This is a genomic window from Rhizobium sp. 18065 (assembly GCF_902706095.1).
Lineage (GTDB): Bacteria > Pseudomonadota > Alphaproteobacteria > Rhizobiales > Rhizobiaceae > Allorhizobium.
Genome location: NZ_CACSJP010000006.1, coordinates 238,573 through 262,371 on the forward strand (window position 1 = coordinate 238,573; position 23,799 = coordinate 262,371).

20 protein-coding genes are annotated in these 23,799 nt (G+C 61.9%); 7 read left to right on the forward strand and 13 right to left on the reverse strand.

Features of this window, described 5'->3' with window-relative positions:
- The first annotated feature begins 91 nt into the window (after nt 1-91).
- Nucleotides 92-1,117 (forward strand): LacI family DNA-binding transcriptional regulator, encoded by a 1,026-nt coding sequence (locus GVK95_RS16175; protein ID WP_159951445.1) that lies wholly within the window; start codon nt 92-94, stop codon nt 1,115-1,117.
- A 42-nt stretch (nt 1,118-1,159) separates the two neighbouring features.
- Here the strand turns inward: GVK95_RS16175 and GVK95_RS16180 are convergent, their stop codons facing one another.
- Both GVK95_RS16180 and GVK95_RS16185 read right to left on the reverse strand, forming a co-directional pair.
- Nucleotides 1,160-1,789 (reverse strand): NAD(P)H-binding protein, encoded by a 630-nt coding sequence (locus tag GVK95_RS16180; RefSeq protein WP_159951447.1) that lies wholly within the window; start codon nt 1,787-1,789, stop codon nt 1,160-1,162.
- 163 nt (nt 1,790-1,952) lie between these two features.
- Complete coding sequence (locus GVK95_RS16185; RefSeq protein WP_159951449.1) at nt 1,953-3,860, reverse strand: methyl-accepting chemotaxis protein; 1,908 nt, start codon at nt 3,858-3,860, stop codon at nt 1,953-1,955.
- A 773-nt stretch (nt 3,861-4,633) separates the two neighbouring features.
- Between GVK95_RS16185 and GVK95_RS16190 the strand changes: the two genes are divergently transcribed.
- A complete protein-coding gene (locus GVK95_RS16190) occupies nt 4,634-8,410 on the forward strand; it encodes a vitamin B12-dependent ribonucleotide reductase (protein ID WP_159951451.1) in 3,777 nt (1,258 codons plus the stop codon).
- Between the two features lie 843 nt (nt 8,411-9,253).
- On the opposite strand, the gene GVK95_RS16195 is transcribed toward GVK95_RS16190, so the two are convergent.
- The gene (locus GVK95_RS16195) at nt 9,254-9,613 is read right to left on the reverse strand and encodes a DUF559 domain-containing protein (RefSeq protein WP_159951453.1); all 360 of its coding nucleotides are present in this window, start codon (nt 9,611-9,613) and stop codon (nt 9,254-9,256) included.
- Between the two features lie 96 nt (nt 9,614-9,709).
- On the opposite strand from GVK95_RS16195, the gene GVK95_RS16200 reads away from it, so the two are divergent.
- Complete coding sequence (locus GVK95_RS16200; RefSeq protein WP_159951455.1) at nt 9,710-9,889, forward strand: YegP family protein; 180 nt, start codon at nt 9,710-9,712, stop codon at nt 9,887-9,889.
- Nucleotides 9,890-10,517: 628 nt separating this feature from the next.
- Here GVK95_RS16200 and GVK95_RS16205 read toward each other — a convergent pair.
- The gene (locus tag GVK95_RS16205) at nt 10,518-10,949 is read right to left on the reverse strand and encodes an OsmC family protein (RefSeq protein WP_159951457.1); all 432 of its coding nucleotides are present in this window, start codon (nt 10,947-10,949) and stop codon (nt 10,518-10,520) included.
- Between the two features lie 1,140 nt (nt 10,950-12,089).
- On the opposite strand from GVK95_RS16205, the gene GVK95_RS16210 reads away from it, so the two are divergent.
- Nucleotides 12,090-12,401, forward strand: a complete 312-nt coding sequence (locus GVK95_RS16210) for a DUF1883 domain-containing protein (RefSeq protein ID WP_159951459.1) — start codon at nt 12,090-12,092, stop codon at nt 12,399-12,401.
- 33 nt (nt 12,402-12,434) lie between these two features.
- Here the strand turns inward: GVK95_RS16210 and GVK95_RS16215 are convergent, their stop codons facing one another.
- The 3 genes from GVK95_RS16215 to GVK95_RS16225 form a co-directional block, all read right to left on the reverse strand.
- Complete coding sequence (locus GVK95_RS16215) at nt 12,435-13,748, reverse strand: replication-associated recombination protein A (RefSeq protein WP_159951461.1); 1,314 nt, start codon at nt 13,746-13,748, stop codon at nt 12,435-12,437.
- On the reverse strand, nt 13,745-15,157 hold the full coding sequence (locus GVK95_RS16220; protein WP_159951463.1) for a DegQ family serine endoprotease: 1,413 nt from the start codon (nt 15,155-15,157) through the stop codon (nt 13,745-13,747). The genes GVK95_RS16215 and GVK95_RS16220 overlap by 4 nt, the downstream gene beginning before the upstream one ends.
- A gap of 108 nt (nt 15,158-15,265) precedes the next feature.
- Nucleotides 15,266-16,291: a serine hydrolase gene (locus GVK95_RS16225; protein ID WP_159951465.1), complete on the reverse strand. Its 1,026-nt coding sequence runs from the start codon at nt 16,289-16,291 to the stop codon at nt 15,266-15,268.
- Nucleotides 16,292-16,439: 148 nt separating this feature from the next.
- On the opposite strand from GVK95_RS16225, the gene GVK95_RS16230 reads away from it, so the two are divergent.
- Nucleotides 16,440-16,805 (forward strand): hypothetical protein, encoded by a 366-nt coding sequence (locus GVK95_RS16230; RefSeq protein WP_159951467.1) that lies wholly within the window; start codon nt 16,440-16,442, stop codon nt 16,803-16,805.
- A gap of 92 nt (nt 16,806-16,897) precedes the next feature.
- On the opposite strand, the gene GVK95_RS16235 is transcribed toward GVK95_RS16230, so the two are convergent.
- From GVK95_RS16235 to GVK95_RS16245, 3 genes are all read right to left on the reverse strand, one after another.
- Nucleotides 16,898-17,230 (reverse strand): DUF5615 family PIN-like protein, encoded by a 333-nt coding sequence (locus GVK95_RS16235; protein ID WP_200844305.1) that lies wholly within the window; start codon nt 17,228-17,230, stop codon nt 16,898-16,900.
- Nucleotides 17,227-17,451 carry a DUF433 domain-containing protein gene (locus tag GVK95_RS16240; RefSeq protein ID WP_159951469.1) on the reverse strand — a complete coding sequence of 75 codons (225 nt, stop codon included), beginning with the start codon at nt 17,449-17,451 and terminating at the stop codon, nt 17,227-17,229. The genes GVK95_RS16235 and GVK95_RS16240 overlap by 4 nt, the downstream gene beginning before the upstream one ends.
- 148 nt (nt 17,452-17,599) lie before the next feature.
- On the reverse strand, nt 17,600-18,508 hold the full coding sequence (locus GVK95_RS16245) for a LysR substrate-binding domain-containing protein (RefSeq protein ID WP_159951471.1): 909 nt from the start codon (nt 18,506-18,508) through the stop codon (nt 17,600-17,602).
- Between the two features lie 115 nt (nt 18,509-18,623).
- Here GVK95_RS16245 and GVK95_RS16250 point away from each other — a divergent pair, with 115 nt between their 5' ends.
- Both GVK95_RS16250 and GVK95_RS16255 read left to right on the forward strand, forming a co-directional pair.
- The gene (locus GVK95_RS16250; RefSeq protein WP_159951473.1) at nt 18,624-19,760 is read left to right on the forward strand and encodes a TauD/TfdA family dioxygenase; all 1,137 of its coding nucleotides are present in this window, start codon (nt 18,624-18,626) and stop codon (nt 19,758-19,760) included.
- Nucleotides 19,757-20,521 (forward strand): class II aldolase/adducin family protein, encoded by a 765-nt coding sequence (locus GVK95_RS16255; RefSeq protein WP_159951475.1) that lies wholly within the window; start codon nt 19,757-19,759, stop codon nt 20,519-20,521. The genes GVK95_RS16250 and GVK95_RS16255 overlap by 4 nt, the downstream gene beginning before the upstream one ends.
- Nucleotides 20,522-20,533: 12 nt before the next feature.
- Here GVK95_RS16255 and GVK95_RS16260 read toward each other — a convergent pair whose 3' ends face one another.
- The 3 genes from GVK95_RS16260 to GVK95_RS16270 form a co-directional block, all read right to left on the reverse strand.
- Nucleotides 20,534-20,962 (reverse strand): VOC family protein, encoded by a 429-nt coding sequence (locus GVK95_RS16260; protein ID WP_159951477.1) that lies wholly within the window; start codon nt 20,960-20,962, stop codon nt 20,534-20,536.
- Between the two features lie 165 nt (nt 20,963-21,127).
- Nucleotides 21,128-22,963 carry a dihydroxy-acid dehydratase gene (ilvD, locus tag GVK95_RS16265; RefSeq protein ID WP_159951479.1) on the reverse strand — a complete coding sequence of 612 codons (1,836 nt, stop codon included), beginning with the start codon at nt 22,961-22,963 and terminating at the stop codon, nt 21,128-21,130.
- A 360-nt stretch (nt 22,964-23,323) separates the two neighbouring features.
- Nucleotides 23,324-23,527: a DUF1059 domain-containing protein gene (locus tag GVK95_RS16270; RefSeq protein WP_159951481.1), complete on the reverse strand. Its 204-nt coding sequence runs from the start codon at nt 23,525-23,527 to the stop codon at nt 23,324-23,326.
- Between the last annotated feature and the right edge of the window lie 272 nt (nt 23,528-23,799).

Consider the following 23,799-nt stretch of genomic DNA (forward strand, 5'->3'; position numbering starts at 1 on the left):
TTCCTCCCTTTGGTGTTTCCGGACTTGATCCTAGGCAAGGGCGCGCGCATGAATAGCCGGAAATCACCTCAAAAACACCTCAGTAGGAAGAATGAAGCCGCCCTATCCGTTGAAGGACATTGCCTTCCAGGCCGGGCTCAGTCTCGCGACTGTCGATCGGGCCGTGCATCAGCGTCCCGGCGTGCGCCAGACCACCCGGCTGAGGATCGACGCGGCGATTGCCGAACTCGACCGGCAATATGCGCAATCGGGACTGGCGGGCCGACGCTTCGTCCTCGATATCGTCATGGAAACACCGCAGCGCTTTTCCAATGCCGTGCGCGCCGCCTTCGAAGCGGAGCTTCCCGGCATGCGGCCGGCCGCGTTTTCAGCCCGCTTCCATGTCGCCGAAACGATGAGCGAGCGCGATCTGATCGCCATCCTCAAATCCATCCGCCGACGCGGCAGCCATGGCGTGGTGCTGAAAGTGCCGGCAACGCCGGCGATGTCGGACATGGCAGGATCACTGCTCGAGGCCGGGATACCCGTGGTGACGCTGGTCACCGACCTGCCGGCCGTTGTGCGCACCGGCTATGTCGGCATGGACAACCATGTTGCCGGCGCAACCGCCGCCTATCTGCTCGGGCGCATGGCAGGCCCGCAGCCCGGCAAGGTGCTGGTCGCCCTGTCGAGCGCGCGTTTTGCCGGCGAGGAGGAGCGCGAACGCGGTTTTCGGCTCGCGCTGCAGGCGCGGTTTCCCTGGCTGTCGGCGGTGACGATCTCGGAAGGTTTCGGCGTCGATCGCACGACACGGACGATCGTACGGGATGCGCTGGAAAACCATCCTGACATACGGGCAGTTTATTCGATCGGCGGCGGCAACCGGGCCATCCGCCAGGTCTTTGCCGAGCAGAGGCGTGCTTGCGATATCTTTGCCGGCCATGATCTCGACAACGACAACCGCCAACTGCTCGCGACCGGTGACCTGACCTTCGTCATCCATCACGATCTGCGCCAGGATGCCCGCAGCGCCTGCCAGATGGTGCTGGCCTATCACCGCATGCTGCCCGCCGATTTCAGGATTGCCCCGTCAAGGGTTGCAATTGCCACGCCCTATGATGTCGGCGGAGCGACCTGACAGGCGTGTCATGTCTCCGCGCCGCTCCCGGTCGATAACCCGTCACACCAGCGCGTCAGACGTAACGACGGTCACGCCCGGCACCGCAGAGAACGCCTGCTCCAGCATGACCCGCGCGATCGTCTCCGGCCGGTTTGCCTGCAGCGACCGGGGCAGGACCGGTTTCAGCCGCCGCAGCAGCGTGCCGAACATCTGTTCGGCCGGACGCGGTTCGGTCCGGGGGCCATCGATCAGGCCGGGACGGACCAGCACCGTGCGCTCGAAACCCAGCGCCACGACATCCTTTTCCGTCTCGCCCTTGACGCGGCTGTAAAAGAACAGGGACTTCACGTCGGCGCCTTTCGCCGAATTGAGGACAAAGGTCCGCCCGCCGCCTGCCTTGGCCAGCCTGGCGATCTCGACCGTGTAGTCGTGGTCGATGCGGTGAAATCGCTCGCGTGAGCCCGCCACCTTCAGGGTCGTGCCCAAGGCGCAGATGACCGCATCGGCCTTCCAGATTTCCGCATCCTGAGGCAGGTTGTCGAAATCGATTTTGGGTGCGGTCAGCCGCGGATGCTCGGCCAAGGCCCGGCGCGTTGGTGCCGTCACGGCGGTGATCCGTGGATCGGCCAGCGCCAGTTCCAGCACATGACTGCCGACGAGCCCGGTCGCGCCGAGCAGTAACAGATGCATGATATCCCATATCTCCCGCTGAAATCCTTCCGCCTGCCCTGCGCTCAAGTCCCTGAGGCTGGGCTGGGTAGATGCAGCATGCCTTTGTCCGGCCATCGCCCGCAACGGAAAAAGGCGCCGCATTGCTGCGACGCCTTCAATATGTCGGCTATGCCTTGCCGTATCAGGCAGCGCTGCGATACTGGGCGCCACCCGATGCGCCCGCTTCCAGCTGGAAGCGTTGCAGCTGCGCCTGCAGCTGGCGGGCTTCGCCCGCGAGAACCTGGCTGGCGGCCGTGGTTTCTTCGACCATGGCTGCGTTCTGCTGGGTCATCTGGTCCATGTGGTTGACCGAGGTGTTGATCTCGCCGAGGGCCAGCGACTGTTCCTGGGCTGCGCGGGCAATCGAGGTGACGTGGTCGTTGACGCGGTTGACCAGTCCTTCGATCTCCTTCAGCGCCTCGCCGGTGGACAGGACGAGCGACACGCCGCCCTTCACTTCCACAGCCGAGGTGTTGATCAGGGTCTTGATCTCCTTGGCAGCGTTTGCCGAGCGCTGGGCCAGTTCGCGGACTTCCTGGGCGACGACGGCGAAACCACGGCCGGCTTCACCGGCACGGGCTGCCTCGACGCCGGCGTTGAGCGCCAGCAGGTTGGTCTGGAAGGCGATCTCGTCGATTACCGAGATGATCTGGCTGATCTTCTGCGAAGACTGCTCGATGCGGCCCATGGCGTCGATGGCGTTGCGGACGATATCGCCCGACTTGCCGGCGCTGTCCTTGGTTTCGCGCACCATCTGGGTCGCTTCATGCGCACGCTCGGTCGAAGTCTTGACCGTGGTGGTGATTTCCTCGAGGGCTGCGGCTGTTTCTTCCAGCGAGGCTGCCTGCTGCTCGGTGCGGCGTGCGAGCTGGTTGGCGGACGAAGACAGCTCACCGGAATTGTCGGTGATCGTGCCGGCGGCCTGGCGGATGTTCTGCATGGTGCCGCGCAGCGTTGCCATCGTCTGGTTGACGTTGGTCTGCAACTCGGCAAAGGCGCCCTGGAAGTTGCCCTGCATGTCGTGGGTCAGGTCGGCATCGGCCAGCGCTGCAATGACACGGCGGACTTCGGTGACGCCAAGATCGACGCTTTCTACCAGTTCGTTGACGCTGTCGGCGAAACGCTTCAGGTCGGCATCGTCATAGGACTTGGCGATGCGCTTGGAGAAGTCACCGGCGGCTGCGGCAGCGACAATGCCGCTGATCGAGGACTGCAGGTCCTTGCTCTGGGCATGAAGGGCGGCTTCCTGGGCTTCCATGGCGCGCATCTGCTGCTCGTTGGCGCGGAAGACTTCCAGCGCGCGGGCCATTTCGCCGATTTCGTCCTTGCGGTCGGTACCGGGAATGGTCTCGCCGAGCTTGCCGCCGGCCATGTCCGACATGATGCCGGTCAGGCTGCGGATCGGGTTGACGATGCCGCGACGGGCCAGCAGGAATGAGACGGCGACGCCAGCGACGATACAGACGGCAGCGGTCGCCATCAGCACCAGCATGGTCTGGGTCGAGGCGGCCAGCGCGTCGGCGCGCGATGTTGCAAGTGTGGTGGCCGAATAGGTCGAGTATTCCTTGACCGCGGCTGTGACGATCTTCTGGGCGTCCAGTGCCTTGCCGAGCTCGGTCTTCATCACGGCCGGATCCTTGCCGGCGTCGGAACCGGCAACGGCAACCATCGAACGGATCTGGTTGAAGTAGCTGTCGAGCGTGGTGCGGATACCGTCCAACAGCTTCGTCTCGTTGGCATCGGCAGTGGAGGCAATCTTCGGCAGACGGGCAAGCATTTCGCCGGAACGCTTTTCGGTTTCAGCCTTGAAATCGGCGGCCTTTTCCGGCGCGAGCGCCAACTGGTAGGTCATCCGGCTGATGGCGATGATATCGACGCGCAGGTCCATGGCTTCACGGGCCACTTCCTCGCGGGCGCCGGTGTCCTTCAGCGACGCGCCGAGCGAGCCTAGACCCTGCGCACCGACCGCAGCAATCGCGGCTGCCGCGACGCCCATCAGGACGACGACCAGCGTCACTTTTTTCAGAATAGAGAGATTACTAATATTCATAGTGAGACGACTCCGTTCCAAACCCTCCATCCTGGAGAGCGGCCATACACCGGCCAACGCATGGACGTCATTCCACACTCACATGCGGCAATTTGTATGATTCAGACCTTTCAATTTCGTTGACTGGCAGAAAACTGTGGGAATCTTGTTGCGGCGCACCATCCAGCGCGTGATCTCGATCGATGCCGGATCACAAAATCCGGGCCGTCCGCCCCGCCGTCCACAGTGCCAAAATGACACTTAAAAAATATAGACTGATCGGCTTGACACGGCAGGCCATGGGATCGCGTCGATTCTGGCGCCCCGGAAAGCCTTGATATTCCCGTGACTTCGATATTTCCCCCGTTATCCACACCCCCACCCACAATATCTAGCGTTAATATTTCGTTCACAACCCACCCCTTGACGGAATCAGTGCTCTCGATGTTAATGACCCCTGTTGCGGCGGCGACGAACCGGGCATGAACGAGGCCGGGTTTCATCACACATTGTCACGCGTTTTCGGCACGGTGGAATAGCGTTTTAACGACGCCCTCCCCGAGAGGAAAATTGTGCGATTTTGCCCGCCAAAACGCAGGCGGGGGCCTGGCGCAAGAATTTGTTAATACTATATATAGTAGGCTTGCAGCCAATAGCACCACAAGATACAGGACTGATCATCTCCGGATGACTCACCTGACGAGATGAACAAACAACCGGCTGCGCGCTTTGGACGCGAAGCCGGGAGGGCTTTTTCGCGCCAAATGGCGCACTAGATCGAGGGACACAGGCAAATGCGCATTGAACGCCGCTTTACCAAACCGGGCCAATCTCCTTATGCGGAGATCGAGTTTCGCAAGGCTATCAGCGAAATCAAGAATCCCGACGGCTCAATCGTATTTCGTCTTGCCGACATCGACGTTCCGAACCAGTTCAGCCAGGTGGCAGCCGACATCCTGGCGCAGAAGTATTTCCGCAAGGCCGGCGTGCCGAAGTTCCTGAAGAAGGTCGAGGAGAACGATGTTCCCTCGTTCCTCTGGCGCTCGGTTGCCGACGAGAAGGCTCTTGCCACCCTGCCCGAGAACGAGCGCTATGGTTCGGAAACCGATGCACGCCAGGTCTTCGATCGCCTGGCCGGCACATGGGCCTATTGGGGCTGGAAGGGCAAGTATTTCACCTCGGAAGACGATGCCCTGACCTTCAAGGACGAGCTTGCCTATATGCTCGCCACCCAGCGCGTCGCGCCGAACAGCCCGCAGTGGTTCAACACCGGCCTGCACTGGGCCTATGGCATCGACGGCCCCGGCCAGGGCCATTTCTATGTCGACCCCTTCACCGGCAAGCTCGTCAAGTCGAAGTCGTCCTATGAACATCCGCAGCCGCATGCCTGCTTCATCCAGTCCGTCGAAGACGATCTGGTCAACGAAGGCGGCATCATGGACCTGTGGGTCCGCGAAGCCCGCCTGTTCAAGTATGGCTCCGGCACCGGCTCCAACTTCTCCTATCTGCGCGGCGAAGGCGAAAAGCTGTCCGGCGGCGGTCGTTCCTCCGGCCTGATGTCCTTCCTCAAGATCGGCGACCGGGCAGCCGGTGCGATCAAGTCGGGCGGCACCACCCGTCGTGCGGCCAAGATGGTCGTCGTCGACATCGACCATCCGGATATCGAAGCCTATATCGACTGGAAGGTGAAGGAAGAGCAGAAGGTTGCCGCCCTCGTCACCGGCTCGAAGATCGTTGCCCGTCACCTCAAGGCGATCATGAAGGCTTGCGTCAATTGCGAGGCCGACAATGGCGATTGCTTCGACCCGAGCAAGAACCCGGCCCTGAAGCGCGAAATCCGCGCCGCGAAGAAGGACCAGGTTCCGGAAAACTACGTCAAGCGCGTCATCCAGTTCGCCCAGCAGGGCTACAAGGATCTCGAGTTCAAGACCTATGACACCGACTGGGATTCGGAAGCCTATCTGACGGTTTCGGGCCAGAACTCGAACAACTCGGTTTCGCTGAAGGACGACTTCTTGCGCTCGGTCGAGACCGACGGCGACTGGAACCTGACCGCCCGCAAGGACGGCAAGGTGATGAAGACGCTGAAGGCACGCGACCTGTGGGAAAAGATCTCCTACGCCGCCTGGGCATCGGCCGATCCGGGCCTGCATTTCAACACGACGATGAACGACTGGCACACCTGCCCGGCTGCCGGCCCGATCCGCGCGTCGAACCCGTGCTCGGAATACATGTTCCTCGACGACACGGCCTGCAACCTCGCTTCGCTGAACCTGTTGCAGTTCAAGGACGCCAAGACCAAGAACATCGACATCGGCGATTACGAACACGCGGTTCGTCTGTGGACCGTCGTGCTTGAAGTCTCCGTCATGATGGCACAGTTCCCGTCGCGCCAGATTGCCGAACGCTCCTACGAATACCGCACGCTTGGCCTCGGCTACGCCAATATCGGCGGCTTCCTGATGTCGTCCGGCATTCCCTACGACAGCGACGAAGGCCGCGCCATCTGCGGTGCCTTGACCGCGATCATGACCGGCGTTTCCTATGCGACCTCTGCCGAGATCGCCTCGGAGCTTGGTCCCTTCCCGGGCTACAAGCCGAACCGCGAGAACATGCTGCGCGTCATCCGCAACCACCGCCGCGCGGCCTACGGCGAGACGGCCGGCTATGAAGGCCTGTCGGTCGATCCGGTAGCCCTCATCCATGCCGAATGCACCGATCCGGCCCTGATCGCCCATGCCACGGCTGCCTGGGACAAGGCACTGGAACTCGGCGAGAAGCACGGCTACCGCAATGCCCAGGTCTCGGTGATTGCCCCGACCGGCACGATCGGCCTGGTCATGGACTGCGACACGACCGGCATCGAGCCCGACTTCGCGCTGGTCAAGTTCAAGAAGCTCGCCGGTGGCGGCTACTTCAAGATCATCAACGCCGCCGTTCCGGAAGCGCTGCGCACGCTCGGCTATTCTGAAAGCCAGATCGCCGAGATCGACGCCTATGCCGTCGGCCATGGCAACCTGAACCAGGCGCCGGGCATCAACCCGTCGACGCTCCGTGCCAAGGGCTTTACCGACGAGAAGATCGAAGCCGTCAACGGCGCGCTGAAGGCCGCCTTCGACATCAAGTTCGTCTTCAACCAGTGGACGCTCGGCGCCGACTTCCTGAAAGAAACCCTGAAAGTTTCCGACGACCAGCTCGCCGACATCAGCTTCAACCTGCTCGACCACATGGGCTTTGCCAAGAAGGACATCGAGGCCGCCAATATCCATGTCTGCGGTGCGATGACGCTCGAAGGCGCGCCTTTCCTGAAGGCCGAACACCTGCCGGTCTTCGATTGCGCCAATCCGTGCGGCAAGATCGGCAAGCGTTATCTGTCGGTCGAAAGCCACATCCGCATGATGGCGGCCGCACAGCCGTTCATCTCGGGGGCGATCTCCAAGACGATCAACATGCCGAATGAAGCGACCGTCGAAGATTGCGGCGCCGCCTACATGCTGTCGTGGAAGCTGGCGCTGAAGGCCAACGCGCTCTACCGCGATGGCTCGAAGCTCTCCCAGCCGCTCAACGCCTCGCTGATCGAGGACGAGGACGACGAAGACGGCGTCGAGGAACTGTTCCAGCAGCCGATGGCGGCCCAGGCCGTGACCATCACGGAACGCATCGTCGAGCGCATCGTCGAACGTGTCGTGCGCGAACAGGAAAAGCTGCCGGCCCGCCGCAAGGGTTATACCCAGAAGGCGAAGATCGGTGGTCACACCATCTTCCTGCGCACCGGCGAATATGACGACGGCCGTCTTGGCGAAATCTTCCTTGACATGAACAAGGAAGGCTCGGCGCTCCGCGCCTTCATCAACAACTTCGCCATCTCCGTTTCGCTCGGCCTGCAGTATGGCGTGCCGCTCGAGGAATATGTCGATGCGTTCACCTTCACCAAGTTCGAGCCGGCCGGCATGGTCACCGGCAACGACGCGATCAAGAATGCCACCTCGATCCTCGACTACGTCTTCCGCGAACTGGCGATCTCCTATATCGGCCGCAGCGATCTGGCCCATGTCGACACGTCCGACTTCTCGACCACGGCGCTTGGCCGCGGGGTCAAGGAAGGCAAGGCCGATGTCGTTTCCAAGGGCCTGACCCGCGGTTACAAGCCGACGCTCGTCTCCAACCAGCCGATGTCGGCCGAACCGAAGGGCGCGGCCACCGCCATGCCCGCCAAGGCCTCGGTCTCGTCCGTCACCGCCTTCTCCTCTTCGGGCAGCGCCGCCCGCAAGCTGGAAGTGACGACCGCGATCGCAACCTCTGAAGTGGTCTCGTTCAAGCGGGATTATGAAGAGCGCGCCGTCGAACTGGCCGAAGAGATCGCCGAAGAAGGCCTGTTCTCGGATGCTGCTGCCGACGAAGCCGAAGCCGCCAAGGCCGACGCCAAGAAACTCGAAGCCGCCCGCCGCATGCGCTCGATCGCGCAGGGGTACACGGGCAACATGTGCTCGGAGTGCCAGAACTTTACAATGGTGCGCAACGGGACGTGCGAGAAGTGCGACACTTGCGGAAGCACGAGTGGGTGCAGCTGATCAGCTGAGATTTGAATGAGGACATCGGCCCGGGGGAAACCTCGGGCCGAAGTGTTTTGCGGCACCCTATCTCCCCCCATGCGGGGGAGGACGGAAAATCGAAGGCTTAGGCCAGCGCAAGCGGCCTAAACTTTAGATTTTCCTGGAGAGGGGCATAGTTCGGTTGGCACAACCCTCACCAAGCCCCTCTCTTGCGAAATCTGAGGTTTGGCCCTGATCGGGCCAATTCCTCGATTTCGCTTTCTCCCCCGCAAGGGGGGAGATAGGCCCTACCGTATTGCGCTAGAAGTCATTGCCAGCGATCTGCAAGGTACGGCTCTGGAGGGATGAAGATCGAGGCGACGCCGCAGCCCTACCTCCCCCCATGCGGGGGAGGATGGAAAATCGAAGGCTTGGGCCAGCGCAAGCGGCCTAAACTTCAGATTTTCCTGGAGAGGGCATAGTTCGGTTGGCACAACCCTCACCAAGCCCCTCTCTTGCGAAATCTTAAGGTTTGGCCCTGACCGGGCCAATTCCTCGATTTCGCTTTCTCCCCCCCAAGGGGGAGAGATAGGCCCTACCGTATTGCGCTAGAAGTCATTGCCAGCGATCTGCAAGGTACGGCTCTGGAGGGATGAAGATCGAGGCGACGCAGCACCCACCTCCCCCCTTGCGGGGGAGGACGGAAAATCGAAGGCTTGGGCGCGCGCAAGCCGCCTAAACTTCAGATTTTCCTGGAGAGGGGCACGGTTCCGCTGGCACAACCCTGACCTTGCCCCTCTCTTGCGAAATCTTAAGGTTTGGCCCTGACCGGGCCAATTCCTCGATTTCGCTTTCTCCCCCGCATGGGGGAGATAACGCGCCTCACTCGCCGGAATTCCGCAATTCGCTCAGGATCAAGGCGCAGACACCGTCGAGGTTGTCCTCGACGTCCCCGTTCCACACCCTCAGCACCCGGAACCCCTCAGCGATAAACCATGCATCCCGCCGTGCGTCGTGCTCGCTCTCTGCATGCTGGTACCCGTCCACCTCGACGATCAACCTCACCTCGAAGCAGACGAAATCGAGGATATATCCGTCGACCGGCACCTGACGCCTGAACTTGAAGCCGCCCAGTTGTTTTGCACGCAATACCTGCCAAAGGCGGTTCTCCGCGCGCGTCGCATCCGCCCGCATGGTGCGAGCAAAGCGGCGATGATGGTGCGGCACATCCCGATGCGTCATCCGAGCCCCCGCGAAACCACCTGAGATTGCACCCGGTTCGTGGCAAAGAAAAGAGGCTTCGGATAGGCATCAAAGCTGCTTTCGAAGGAGGACACTATGGAAAGCTGCAAGGACAAGAATGGCGACACCTGGGAGATCCATCAGAGCGGCGGTTGGCGATGGCGTCGAACGGCCTCCAACGGTCGAATAGTCGGTTCATCGACAGAAAGTTACGTCAATAAAGGCGACTGCATCGCCAATGCTCAACGCAATGGAATGACCTGCACGCCGAAATGACGCGCCCACCTCCCCCTTGCGGGGGAGGACGGAAAATCGAAGGCTTGGGCGCGCGCAAGCCGCCTAAACTTCAGATTTTCCTGGTGAGGGGCATAGTTCGGTTGGCACAACCCTCACCAAGCCCCTCTCTTGCGGAATCTGAGGTTTGGCCCTGATCGGGCCAATTCCTCGATTTCGCTTTCTCCCCCGCAAGGGGGGAGATAGTACCCCCGAGGCTCCGCCCACGCCCATTGGATGAGTCATCGCCAAAAACGATCTGCAAGGAACGGCTACGGCTCTGGGGGAAGAAGATCGTGGCGCCTCCGCAGCCCGTCCTCCCCCCAAGCGCGGGAGGACGGAAAATCGAAGGTTTAGGCGAGCGCAAGCCGCCTAAACTTCAGATTTTCCTGGAGAGGGGCACGGTTCCGCTGGCACCACCTCACCAAGGCCCCTCTCTTGCGAAATCTTAAGGTTTGGCCCTGATCGGGCCAATTCCTTGATTTCGCTTTCTTTCCCGCGCGGGGAGAGAAAGCCCCACGGGCTCTCACCGCGTCCGTCAAGGTGACGTTCTGACGAAAAACGGCGTCCGGGCAAAACAGCCGGACGCCGCATCAATGCAACGTGCCGGCAAGCGCCGGCCCGACAGTGCTCAGCCGAATGTCACGTTCAGCGTGATCGGCACCGCCTTCAGCGCCTTCGACACCGGGCAGCCGACCTTGGCCTTTTCGGCGATCGCGGTGAATGTCGCCTGATCGGTGCCCGGCACCTTACCATTCAAGGCAAGCGCGATGCCGGTGATCTCGAAGCCGTCGCCGACCTTGTCGAGCGACACGGTCGCCTTGGTCTCGAGGCTGTCCGCCTTAAGCCCCTCCTGTTCGAGCTGCAGCGACAGCGCCATGGTGAAGCAGGCAGCATGGGCAGCTCCGATCAGCTCTTCCGGATTGCTGCCCGCCACGCCCTCGAAACGGGTCCGGAAGCCGTAGGGCTGGTCCTTCAGCGCGCCGCTTTCGGTCGAAACCTTGCCGAGACCGTCCTTCAGGCCACCTGTCCAGTGGGCCGAACCATATTTCTGAATGGCCATGGGGTCTTCTCCTTCTGTGAGGGTGAGTGTTGGCTGTGGATGCATGATCAATGCCTGGCGCGACGATCTGTTCCGCCGAACGGCCAGCGCTGTCGCGCCGCAACCCGGCGAACGGCCGCGCAACCAGCATAGGCTTGGCTTGGGCTGGCGTCCATCATCCCGCTTGCACGACACTACGGTTGCCCTGCCCCTCACCTCACCACCCCCAAAACCCACTCCCGCGGGGATGACTTTTCCAAATCTATCAACCTTTTCAACAAAAACACCTGCATTTCATCCCCCTCGTTTTCGCCCGTGCCATACTCCTCCCGTTCCGCTTTCGGATACACCGGGTGTTGCGAGCCCGGCGAAGCGGAACCGGCGCCGGAGGGCGCGGCTGTCGCAGGCCAGACCCTCCGGGCCGGATGCAACGGTCTCCCTCTGGTGGAGGGATGGTGGATGGCAAAGACCTCGGATGGTTTGAGCCAACCTCGATCCCAACGGCCATCGGACGTGCCTCAGCGGCACACAAACAAGGCGCCGGATCCGGTCAACGGGTGCGGTGACAAAGACGGCGGGAGCTGCGGCGACAATGCCAAGGCTCCCCGGGCGAGGGTCAGGTCGGGATGTGCGCACATCCGCCGAGAACCTGAAACCTCCCGGGCACCCGGCCAGGACGTCTCGATGAGACGTTTCGGACCCAAGCCCGGTTGACGGTGAAACGCTTGGTTTCGCCGGCCAGAGCCGCCTTGCCAGAGAGACGCATGCAACCGGCAAAAATCGCCGAACGGGGCGCCGGAAGGAGCCATATAAATTATTCAATCAGGTTGCTTCTGGCGCCCTGTCCGAGACTGACACGCTATCCCCGGAGGAGGACAATCCAACCGGTGTTTTGGCATGGGATTTTTGAGGGTTTGAAATGATGAGGATGTTGGATCGAGCTTGGAAACGTACACGTCAGTGCCAGTTCGCCCCCCTCTGTCGGCTCCGCCGACATCTCCCCCACACGGGGGGAGATCGCCGAGACCTCGGCGCAAGGGTCACCGAAGCCGCGTTGCCCCTACCCACCCCCGCAAAACCATGCACCGCATGGCAAACTTTTCCTTAACCGGTCGCCTGTAATTTAGCCACAGTCAAAACACCAGCGAGACGAGCAGCAGCGTGTCCAAGCCGAGTTTCCGCTTTACCCATTACGACCTGAAGGAACAGCGCGCCGGAACCATCATCGAGGTGACGCTGTCGGCCGTCAACAATGTGCGCCTGATGACGCCGGCGAATTTCCAGCGCTTCAAGGAGACGCTGGATTTCAAATATATCGGCGGCGTGGCGAAGAAATCTCCGCTCAAGCTGGTCATCCCGGAAAGCGCCCACTGGCACCTGATCGTCGACATGGAAGGCCATCACGGGCTTGCCGAATCCAAGGTCAAGATGCTGGCGGCTCCGGTATCCGCGCCGAAGCAGAAGGCTTCCTGAGCGCCGCGTCTCCGACAATGCCGCGCTTCAGACCTACGGCTCACCACGCTCGCGGCGCAGCTTCGACCACCAGTCGAGGCGCTTCTTGATGTCGCGCTCGAAGCCGCGCTCCGGCGGATCGTAATACTGCTGGCGACCCATCTTCTCGGGAAAATAGTTCTGCCCGGAAAAGGCGTCCGGCTCGTCGTGGTCGTAGCGATAGCCTTCGTTATAGCCCTCCGCCTTCATCAGCTTGGTCGGCGCATTGAGGATATGCTTGGGTGGCAGCAGCGAGCCATGCTCCTTGGCGGCCCGCATCGCCGCCTTGTAGGCGACATAGACGCCGTTCGATTTCGGCGCGGTGGCGAGATAGACGCAGGCCTGGGCGAGCGCGAGTTCCCCTTCCGGCGAACCGAGATAGTCGTAGGCATCCTTGGCGGCATTGCAGATCACCAGCGCCTGCGGATCGGCAAGCCCGATATCCTCGACCGCCATGCGCACCAGCCGCCGTCCGAGATAAAGCGGGTCCTCGCCGGCATCGAACATGCGGCAGAGATAGTAGAGCGCCGCATCCGGATCGGAACCGCGCACCGACTTGTGCAGCGCCGAGATCAGGTTGTAGTGGCCGTCCTGACCCTTGTCATAGACAGGCGCCCGGCGCTGGACGATGCGGGCCAGACCCTCTGTGTCGAAGACCTCGCCTGCCCTTGCCGCCCGCCAGACCTCTTCTGCCAGCGTCAGCGAGGCGCGGCCATCGCCATCGGCCATGCGGATCAGCGCGGCGCGGGCATTGCCGTCGAGCGGCAGCGGCTTGGCTTCGGTGTCTTCGGCGCGCTTCAGCAGCGTCTCGATGCTGTCCTCGTCATGGCTCTTGAAGGTCAGGACGCGAGCTCGCGACAGAAGCGCTGCGTTCAGCTCGAAGCTCGGGTTTTCCGTCGTCGCACCAACGAGGATCACGGTTCCGTCTTCCATGACCGGCAGGAAACTGTCCTGCTGGGCACGGTTGAAACGGTGGATCTCGTCGACGAAAAGCAGCGTCTGGCGGCCCTCCATCCGGCGCATGCGCGCACCTTCGAAGACCTTCTTCAGATCGGCAACGCCGGAAAAGATCGCCGAAATCTGTTCAAACGCCAGACCCGCCTCGCCCGACAGCAGCCGGGCGACCGTGGTCTTGCCGGTGCCGGGCGGACCCCAGAAGATCATCGAGCCCAGCGAACCGGCCGAGATCATCCGCGCCAGCACGCCGTCTTCGCCGGTCAGATGCTCCTGGCCCGTCACTTCCGACAGGTTTTTCGGCCGCAGGCGATCTGCGAGCGGGCGGCGCTCGGCGATGTCCTTCGGAACATGCGAGGCGAAGAGGTCGCTCATCGGAAGATCTGCCGGATGCGCTGGCCGTCGCGCTCGATCTCGACCCGCCAGAAGCTGGCATCGCTGCCGGAGGCCGCGACCAGTTCGTCCACCGAATTGACGTTGGCGCCATTGATCGCAACGACGATATCGCGCGGGGCAAAGCCGAGCCGGGCAGCGGGCGAGCCCTTCAGCACTTCGGTGACGACGACGCCGGTCACTTCGGAGGCCATGCGCAACTCGTAGGCGAGACGCGGCGACAGATTGGCGGCGCGGATGCCGGCAAACGGGCTGCGGCCCTCGATCAGCTTGATGTCGCGCGGCCGGGTTTCCGGCGCTGATGCCAGCTGCAGGTTGATTTCTTCCGCCTTGCCGTTGTCGCTGACGGAGAGCTTGACCGTCTTGCCGAGACCGGCCGTGGTCAGGCGATAGCCCAGCGCATCGGGATGTTCGACGGGAATGTCGTTGACGGCGGTAATGACTTCGCCCGGCTTCAGGCCCGCCTTGGCGGCCGGGCCGTCTTCGACAACCCGAACCACCAGCGCGCCGCGCACGGTTTGAAGCCCAAGCGCCTCGGCGACTTCCGAGGTCACCGGTTCGAAGATGGCGCCGATATAAGGCCGCTCGAAATTGGCATCGCCCTTGTCGGCCGCGTCGAGGAAAACCCGGACGAGGTTGGCCGGAATGGCAAAGCCGACGCCGTTGGAGCCTCCGCCCTTGGAGAAGATTGCCGTGTTGATGCCGATCAGCTCGCCCTTCATATCGACCAGCGCGCCGCCGGAATTGCCCGGATTGATCGCGGCATCGGTCTGGATGAAGAAGCCGAAATCGCCCTCGGTCACCTGATTGCGGGCCAAAGCCGACACTATGCCACTGGTCACCGTCTGACCGACACCAAAGGGGTTGCCGATGGCGAGAACCAGATCGCCGACCTCGGTCTTGTCGGAATCGGCGATCGGCAGGAAGGGCAATGTCTCCTTGGTCTCGAAGCGCAGCACGGCGAGATCGAGGCGATCATCCTTCAGCACCACCTTGACCGGGAACTCGCGACCGTCGGCGAGCGCCACCTTGATGTCGTCGGCACCTTCGATGACGTGGTTGTTGGTGATGACGGTGCCGTTCGATTCGACGATGACGCCGGACCCGAGCGAAGACTGCTTTTCGGTGCGGTTCGGCATGCGCTGGCCGAAGAACTGCTCGAAGAAGGGATCACCGGCAAACGGGCTGGCGCGGCGCTGGACCATGCGCTCGGCATAGACGTTGACCACCGCACCCCGGGTCTGCTTGACCAACGGCGCATACGAGAGCTGGACATCGAGTTTGGATTGCGGAACGACTTTTTCCTGTGCCGTGGCACCCATCGGCAAAGCCAGTGCAGCGATGAGAGCAACGGGCAGTATAACAGGAAGACAGTGTTTGAGACGAAGCATGCGAATCCCCTTCGAGGCATTGGCAAAAGTTCTAGACCTCGTTCCTGCAAACCGAAATAGGCGGAAGCAAGGAAGCGCCTTTGCAAATGGGGATAAAAGCCCTGATGCTCAAGCCTTAATCGCCTCGATCATGTCCGTCACCAGAGCGTGCAACTCATCCCGGTAGCCGGTGCGGGCAGATGGTGCCGCCTCGTTCGAGGTCATGGTGACGGTGAGGTCGATGCCCGGCACGATGTAGAGCATCTGCCCGCCATAACCCCAGGCATAGTTCACCCGCTCGCCGGCCATGTCTTTCAGGAACCAGGCATAGCCGTAGCCATCGCCGTTGAAGACCGAATTGGTGCGCTGGACCCAGCTTTCGCGGATCCAGGCCTCGGAAATCAGCCGGGTTCCGTCACCGGTGAGGCCGCCGCGGCGATAGAGTTCACCGAAGGCATGCAGCGAGCGCGGCGTCATCGCCATCTGGTTGCCGCCGAGATAATAGCCCTGCGGATCGCGGTCCCAGGCGCCAATGCGGAAGCCCTCGAGCGGACCGAGCCAGTCTCGGGCGAGCGCCAAAGTCGGCTTGCCGGAAACCTTGGTGAGAATGACCGAAAGCAGATGACTCGAGGCCGTGGAATAGAGCATGCCGCCGCCCGGCTCGTCGATGAAATCGGCGGCAAGCGCCGTCCGCACCCAGTTTCGGCTGGCAACCCAGCGGCCATAGTTCGGCCCTGACATCCGGTCAAGGCCGGAGCGCATCGACAGCAGATGACCGATGGTGATCTTCGACAGACGCGGATCGGGATCGGCGGGGAAATCGGAACGCAGGACCGTTTCGATCGGCTGATCGACGCCCTTGAGCAGCCCCTTGTCGATGGCAATGCCGACCAGGGCCGAGACGATCGATTTCGACGCGGACTTGATATTGGTCGAGCCGGCCAGCGCATTGTCGCCAAAGGCACGCTCGGCGAGCAAGTCGCCATTGCGCGTCACGATTGCGGTTTCCAGGCCGTCGAGCCTGCGCGCCGCATCCAGCAATCCGGCAATGCGCTCCTTCGGCACATCGCCGCCCGCCAAGGACTGGGCAAAACTACGGCTAGCGGCGACGGCCGGAAGGGCGGCGGCGAGGGCAATGAATGTTCTTCTGTTCATGTCCTACCATTTAGCAAAAGTGCCGGACGAACAAAGGTCGACGGCATGGATCTCACCTGATCGTGAGAACCTGTCATGCGCAAGATGCATGGAACGATCTCCGGCCGGACGACGTTGATCAGCCGTTGTTAAAATAAGTGAGGTGACCATGTCCAATCCCGATGCAGCCGCACGCGCGGTCGTCTTCGCACTGCTTGCCGCGCCGTTGCTGGCCGGTGCACTGCCAGCCGAAGCCGCGAGCTTCGATTGCAGCAAGCCGGATCTGGCTGCCGACGAAACGGCTATCTGCCAGACCCTGTCGCTGAACGACATGGACGTGAAAATGGTCACGACATTCGAGCTTCTGTCCGGTTTCCTGGCGATGGGAAGCCGCGGCGAATTGCAGGACCAGCAGATCGCCTGGCTGACCAAGCGCGGCGATTGCAAGGCCGATGTCGATTGCCTGACGGCCGCCTATGCGGCGCGCATGGCGCAACTGGCGAGCGTGCATGAGGGGATCGAGCGGCCGAAGTGACAATCATCGTTAATTACTTAAAAGACTAATTACCAAATAGATTACCTTTGCGGGCTCGGAACTTGCGAAATGGCGCAGATCAGCCGATCCGGCTATACGAGTTCAACAAGATGATCCCCGCGCTCAAGGGCTTTGATCATCTGCGGCAGCATGATCTCAAACCATTGCAGCAATTCGCGGCGTCGGGAGTTCGGCAGCCGCACCCAAACAATCGGCGGCCCCGATCTGTCCAATGTCTTGCGGAGTGCAAAGTCCTCATCTTTTGAAATGATGGTCGCATCGGTGTTCAGAGCCACGTCCCATATCACTCTGTCCGATGCACCTTGCATATCCAGGTCGACAAGATGTTGGGCTTCATGGCCACATGCAACAAGCCAGCGCGCAAGTGCGGGCGGCAGTAGTGCATCAACGAGGAACCGAATCAAGCGACACGAAGTATCGTGTGATCAGCCTGACGCGCGGCGAACTCAAGCACGGCGACAATGTCTAGCGCTTCCAGGTACGGATAATCCTCAAGAATTTCCTCATGGCTCGCTCCTGCGGCGAGAAGATCGAGGATATCCTTCACCCGGACACGTAGTCCGCGAATTGTCGGACGGCCTGAGCAAATTTCCGGGTCGACGCTGATCCTGTGAAGTTCCGACATGAGGCCGTCCTGTTTGTCCTGAAGTTGAGAATAACACAGCACTCAATCAGGACAAACCCGGAGCGCGCCTGCAAGTTTTGCGACCACGGTGAGCCCTGCAAACGCTGCTCAAAGACAAGCGCGCCCTCTCCAACCTGCGCCCATTTGTTTAGAGGCGAACTGAGGATTTGATCGCATAGCCACCCAACCATTCGACAAAGGCCTGCACGGCGGCCCTTTTTTCCCCTGTACGCGATACCGTTGCATAATAGCCAGTGCCGAGATCCAGCGCGCCCTCCGGCCAATGCACCAGCGCGCCGTCGGCGACGAGGCCGTCGGTGATCGAGTGCCAGCCGAGCATCAGGCCACGGCTATCGAGGGTTGCCTGGACGGCCTGGACGTAGTTGTCGAAGACCTGGCCGGCATTGCCGGGTTTGCCGAGGCCACGCAGGTTCAGGTAGTCGCTCCATCCGGCCCAGTGGCGCGTTTCGGTCGAGCGGACATGAATGAGCGGCGCCTGCTCCAGCTTCTCGCCTGTGGCAAGCAGTCTCTCGACCAGCGCCGGACGCCCGACCGGGCAGACGGTTTCGTCGAACAGCTTGGTGGTCGCGCCGTCGTTCCAGTTGCCAGAACCATAACGCAGGACGAGGTCTGTGCCTTGCGAGATCAGCGGAAGATCGGTGGGTGGGACCTGGACATTGACCATGACATCCGGATAGCGGGCATAAAAATCGGTGAGCCGCGGCATCAGCCAATAGGTGGCCATGCCGATGGTGCAGGCGACCGTCAGGCGCTGCTCTTCAAGCCCGGCGCTGATGCGGATCTCCTCGATCGTATCGGCGATCAGGTCGAGGCCATCGCGGGTGGCGCGGGCGAGCTGCTGGCCGGCTTCGGTCAGGCGTGCCGGGCGTGTCGTGCGGTCGATCAGCGGCGCGCCGACATGCTCCTCTAGTGCTTTCAAGGCCTGCGTCACGGCCGGCTGTGTGACATTCAGGCGGGTTGCTGCCTCACGCATCGAGCCGAGACGCGAAACCGCCTCGAACGTGGTGAGAAGTCGCAAGGGCGGCAAGCGGCTCAAGTTAACCTCCAGCTTAATTTACAATAAGCATAATCCCTCTGGTTTCCCATGGAAAGGAGCATGATGATCGTCAAATCAGATCACACTTCCGTCGAGCCAGATTAAGGAAACCGCGATGAACATGCATGTAGCGACCGAGGCCGTCACGCTTGCCGAAAAAGGGCTTCATGTGCCGCTGGCCGAGGGCCGGACCGGTTATTTCAACTACTACTGGCTGCGCGACAACTGCCCCACCTCCTTCGACAGCGCGACGCGCGAGCGCAGCTTCGATATCTTCCATCTCGACCAGCCGCCACGCGCTGAAACAGCCGCCATCGAAGGTGAGGCGCTGGTGATCCAATGGGCAGGCGAAGATCATGTGTCGCGCTATCCGACGTCGATGCTTTCGCTCTATGCAGACGGCCGGCACCGCGCCGATCCCGCCGACCTGCCGCGCCGCGCCTGGTTCAGCGATCACTATCCAACGATCGCGCGCTTTTCGCAGGCCGAGCTGAAAGCCGATCCGGCCAAGGTTGCGGACTGGATCAGGGCAATGATCGTCGATGGGTTGACCATCGTGACCGATATGCCGGACAGCGACGAAGGCCTGACCGAGACGGTCAAGCTGATGGGCCATGTGCGGCCGACCTTCTTTGGCGAATATTTCGACGTGAAGACGCATATCAACCCGACCAACACGGCCTATACAGCCAAGGCGCTGGAACTGCATACCGATACGCCGGCCGAGGAATATGCGCCGGGCATCCAGTTCCTGCATTGCCGGGCGAATTCCGTCGAGGGTGGCATGAGCATCTATTCCGACGGCGTGGCGGTGGCGAATACGTTTCGCGACATCGATCCCGAGGGGTTCAAGCTGCTGTCGGAAATCGACATTCCGTTCTATTGCGAGCATGACGACTATGACATGCGCTCGCGCCAGCGGGTGATCGAGCTCGACAGGCACGGGGAAGTCTCAGGCCTCACAATCAGCCAGCACATGGCCGACATCTTCGACCTGCCGCAGACCGTGCTCGACGACTATTATCCGGCCTTCTGCCGCTTCGGGCGAATGTTGCAGGATGACCGGTTCATGATGCGTTTCCTGATGAAGGCCGGCGACTGCATGGTGTTCGACAACCACAGGATCGTGCATGGGCGTATGGCCTATTCGGCGACCAGCGGCGACCGATATCTGCGCGGTTGCTACGCCGACCGCGAGGAAATGCGCTCGACCTACCGGGCGCTGGTCAGCGAAGGGAGGTTCAAGGCATGAACATGGCCCCTGCTCTTCCCGCCATGCTCGACGACGCGGCGCTGATGGCGCTTCGTCAGGATCTGGCGGCCGCCTTCCGGATCTGCCACCGCTTCGGCTGGAGCGAGTCGGTCGGCAACCATTTCAGCGCGGCGGTCTCCGCCAACGGGCGAAAGTTTCTGCTCAATCCGCGCTGGCAGCATTTCGCCACGATCAAGGCGAGCGACCTCTTGCTGCTCGATGCCGATGATCCTGATGTGATGAAGGGTGAGAATGCGCCCGATCCGTCGGCCTGGACCGTGCATGGTACGCTGCACCGGATGCTGCCGGAGGCGCGCGTCATCCTGCACTGCCATTCGCCGCATGCGGTGGCGCTGTCGTGCCTCAAGGATCCGACGCTTCTGCCGCTCGACAACAACACGGCGCGGTTCTTCGGTCGGATCGGATACGACCTGGACTTCGGTGGCATCGCCGATGCCGCCGAAGAGGGCGAACGGCTGGCCGAGATGATCCGCGGCAAATCCGTGCTGGTGATGGGTAATCACGGCGTGACGATCGCCGGCGAGACGGTGGCGGATGCGTTCGAGGATTTGTATTTCTTCGAAAAGGCGGCGCAGACGATGGTCCTGGCGCTATCGACCGGAAAACCGCTGGCTGTGCTCACCGACGAGATCGCCCAAGCGACATCGGACGGCTGGATCCCCTATCGCGGCATGGCAGAACGACATTTCGACTATCTGAAATCCTGCCTCGACAGGGAGGATATGTCCTGGCGGGATTGAGCGCCGATCGGATCAGGCACGCCCGTCCGGATATTCGGCCGGGCCCTTGATCTCGATCGTGTTTCCGAACGGGTCGCGGACATAAAAGGAATGGCCCATGCCGCGGGCGCCGCCATGGAGAGCCTCGCGGTCGATGGCAACGCCGTGGCGGCTCAGATGGGTTCGCAATTCGTCATGGTCAAAGGGGCCGGTGGCGATGCAGACGTGGTCGACATTGCGGCCGCCGGCAACCGGCGGGGTTGCCTTGTGGCCGCCCGGATGGGTGATATCCCAGAGAACGATCAGGGCAGCACCACACCAGACCTGCTCCATGCCAAGCGCCGGATAGGAATAGCCGGGGCGGCAGCCGAGGACGTCGTGGTAGAAGCCGAGCGCCCGCACCATGTCGTCGACGATGAAGACGACGTGGTCGATGCCGACGAGACTGAAGGGAACGGTCATGGCGGGTCCGGCTGATCGAGGGACTGAAGAGAGTTTTCCCAGATCCAACCACCGCGATCCTGCCACCGCGATTTTTCCGGTGCGAGCGGACGGCATCCCGTATGGAGAAGCTGCGACGTGTGAGACGGGCGGCGGCGAACCGCCACCCGCGTGATCAGCGATGGCTTACTCGGGCAGGATGCGCACGGCGCCCTTGTCGGCAGAGGCGGCGAAGGCGGCGTAGGCTTTCAGCGCTGTTGTGACGTTGCGCTTGCGCTTTTCCGCGGGGAACCAGCCCTTGGCGTCCTGCTCGATGCGACGACGCTCCAGTTCGGCAGGATCGACCGCGAGGTTGATCGTGCGGTTCGGGATGTCGATCTCGATCAGGTCACCTTCGCGCACCAGGCCGATGGCGCCGCCCTGGGCTGCTTCCGGCGAGGCGTGGCCGATGGAGAGGCCGGACGTGCCGCCGGAGAAGCGGCCGTCGGTGATCAGCGCGCAGGCCTTGCCGAGGCCCTTCGACTTCAGGTAGCTGGTCGGATAGAGCATTTCCTGCATGCCGGGGCCGCCCTTCGGGCCTTCGTAGCGGATGACCACGACGTCGCCGGCCTTGACCTCGTTCGACAGGATCGCCTTGACCGAGGCGTCCTGGCTTTCGAAGACGCGGGCGGGACCGGCGAACTTCAGGATCGATTCATCGACACCGGCGGTCTTCACGATGCAGCCGTCGAGCGCGATGTTGCCGTAGAGCACGGCGAGACCGCCATCCTTGGAGAAGGGATTGGCGACCGAGCGGATGACGCCGTTGTCGCTGTCGGTATCGAGGTCGTCCCAGCGCGATGACTGCGAGAAGGCAACCTGGGTCGGCACGCCGCCGGGCGCTGCCTTGAAGAAGGTGCGGACGGTTTCGGAATTGGTGCGGGTGATGTCCCAGCGGTTGATGGCATCTCCCAGCGTCGGCTCGTGTACCGTCTTGCAATCGGTGTTGAGCAGGCCGCCTCGCTCGAGTTCGCCGAGGATACGCATGATGCCGCCGGCGCGGTGCACGTCTTCCATATGCACGTCCTGCTTGGCAGGCGCGACCTTGGACAGGCAGGGTACGCGGCGCGACAGCCGGTCGATGTCGTCCATGGTGAAGTCGACGCCACCTTCATAGGCGGCCGCGAGAATGTGCAGGACCGTGTTGGTCGAGCCGCCCATGGCGATATCGAGCGCCATGGCGTTCTCGAAGGCTTCCTTCGTCGCAATGTTGCGCGGCAGAACGCTGTCGTCATCCTGCTCGTAGTAGCGGCGGGCGAGATCGACGATCAGGTGGCCGGCTTCGACGAACAGGCGCCTGCGGTCTGAATGGGTGGCGAGCGTCGAGCCGTTGCCGGGCAGCGACAGGCCGAGCGCCTCGGTCAGGCAGTTCATCGAGTTTGCGGTGAACATGCCGGAGCACGAACCGCAGGTCGGACAGGCCGAGCGCTCGATGACGGCGACGTCCTCGTCGGAGATTTTGTCGTCGGCGGCAGCGACCATGGCATCGACGAGGTCGAGCGCGACGGTCTTGCCATGCATGACGACCTTGCCGGCCTCCATCGGGCCGCCGGAGACAAAGACGGCCGGAATGTTGAGGCGCATGGCGGCCGACAGCATGCCGGGGGTGATCTTGTCGCAGTTGGAGATGCAGACCATGGCATCGGCACAATGCGCATTGACCATGTATTCGACCGAGTCGGAGATGATCTCGCGCGAGGGCAGTGAATAGAGCATGCCGTCATGGCCCATGGCGATGCCGTCATCGACGGCGATCGTGTTGAATTCCTTGGCGACGCCGCCGGCCGCTTCGATTTCGCGGGCAACCAGCTGACCAAGATCCTTCAGATGGACGTGGCCGGGAACGAACTGGGTGAAGGAATTGACCACGGCGATGATCGGCTTGCCGAAATCGCTGTCCTTCATGCCGGTGGCGCGCCATAGGCCGCGCGCGCCCGCCATGTTGCGGCCGTGGGTCGTGGTTCTTGAACGATAGACTGGCATCGGTGTTACCTCGGATTTCTTCTTTCGCGCGGGCAGGCCCTTGAACGCGTCCGGTAAAAAGGCCGCAACACGCCCGCTTTTGACACCGTTCGTAAAGGATCGGCCAAGGGCTGTCACTATCGGCAACCGGCAATTCGGTACGGTCGAGGATAACAGGTCGGCAGTGGCTGCGCCAGCCGAGCAGGCGCGGCCATGCGAGCCTGCCTATCGCACGGCCGGACCGCATGAGGTCATGCCGTGCCTCGGACGATCTCACGGCGCAATTTTTCTGAGGCGGGAAAGGTGCTGCTCGCCACCCTCCTCGCCGTTCTGGGCCTGCCATAATTTCTGCCTGCATCTTCGCCGTTCATTCGCTGCTCGTCAGGCAACGTTGCGGGGCGCTTCCATCTGATGGACGGCCTTCTTGAGTTCGGCCCGGAAAGCCGGACTGTCGTGCTCGCCGTGAACCGATACCGCATGCGCGACCGCGGCATTGATCAGCTCATCCGTGCTGTCCGCGGATATGGCGATGCTGCATTTCATTTCGCTTGGAAATTCACGGCAATCGATAAATTTGCGTGCCATCTTTGCCTCCCTAGCAAGTCCGTGAAACCGGTTGGAAAACCGATCGGGCGGACGGCTGGATTTTACGCCTATCGCCGAGGCACGACAAACGGGAAATATACAAGGCGAAGCCTGCGACCGTCGATTATGCCGGGGAATACAACCACTGACATTGCCTCGCCTGACCGCACCGTGCCTGGCGTGCCGCGCAGTCGATATGGCGGCTGCTCCGGATGTGGATCAACCGGGTCGATGCGACGCAGTGCCACATACGCGAGTAGACATGGGCAGGG

Bases quoted from the DNA above. Each gene is read 5' to 3' on its own strand.
- GVK95_RS16175 (WP_159951445.1), top strand. From the start codon at position 92: ATGAAGCCGCCCTATCCGTTGAAGGACATTGCCTTCCAGGCCGGGCTC.
- GVK95_RS16180 (WP_159951447.1), bottom strand. From the start codon at position 1,789: ATGCATCTGTTACTGCTCGGCGCGACCGGGCTCGTCGGCAGTCATGTG.
- GVK95_RS16185 (WP_159951449.1), bottom strand. From the start codon at position 3,860: ATGAATATTAGTAATCTCTCTATTCTGAAAAAAGTGACGCTGGTCGTC.
- GVK95_RS16190 (WP_159951451.1), top strand. From the start codon at position 4,634: ATGCGCATTGAACGCCGCTTTACCAAACCGGGCCAATCTCCTTATGCG.
- GVK95_RS16195 (WP_159951453.1), bottom strand. From the start codon at position 9,613: ATGACGCATCGGGATGTGCCGCACCATCATCGCCGCTTTGCTCGCACC.
- GVK95_RS16200 (WP_159951455.1), top strand. From the start codon at position 9,710: ATGGAAAGCTGCAAGGACAAGAATGGCGACACCTGGGAGATCCATCAG.
- GVK95_RS16205 (WP_159951457.1), bottom strand. From the start codon at position 10,949: ATGGCCATTCAGAAATATGGTTCGGCCCACTGGACAGGTGGCCTGAAG.
- GVK95_RS16215 (WP_159951461.1), bottom strand. From the start codon at position 13,748: ATGAGCGACCTCTTCGCCTCGCATGTTCCGAAGGACATCGCCGAGCGC.
- GVK95_RS16220 (WP_159951463.1), bottom strand. From the start codon at position 15,157: ATGCTTCGTCTCAAACACTGTCTTCCTGTTATACTGCCCGTTGCTCTC.
- GVK95_RS16225 (WP_159951465.1), bottom strand. From the start codon at position 16,291: ATGAACAGAAGAACATTCATTGCCCTCGCCGCCGCCCTTCCGGCCGTC.
- GVK95_RS16230 (WP_159951467.1), top strand. From the start codon at position 16,440: ATGTCCAATCCCGATGCAGCCGCACGCGCGGTCGTCTTCGCACTGCTT.
- GVK95_RS16240 (WP_159951469.1), bottom strand. From the start codon at position 17,451: ATGTCGGAACTTCACAGGATCAGCGTCGACCCGGAAATTTGCTCAGGC.
- GVK95_RS16250 (WP_159951473.1), top strand. From the start codon at position 18,624: ATGAACATGCATGTAGCGACCGAGGCCGTCACGCTTGCCGAAAAAGGG.
- GVK95_RS16255 (WP_159951475.1), top strand. From the start codon at position 19,757: ATGAACATGGCCCCTGCTCTTCCCGCCATGCTCGACGACGCGGCGCTG.
- GVK95_RS16260 (WP_159951477.1), bottom strand. From the start codon at position 20,962: ATGACCGTTCCCTTCAGTCTCGTCGGCATCGACCACGTCGTCTTCATC.
- ilvD (WP_159951479.1), bottom strand. From the start codon at position 22,963: ATGCCAGTCTATCGTTCAAGAACCACGACCCACGGCCGCAACATGGCG.
- GVK95_RS16270 (WP_159951481.1), bottom strand. From the start codon at position 23,527: ATGGCACGCAAATTTATCGATTGCCGTGAATTTCCAAGCGAAATGAAA.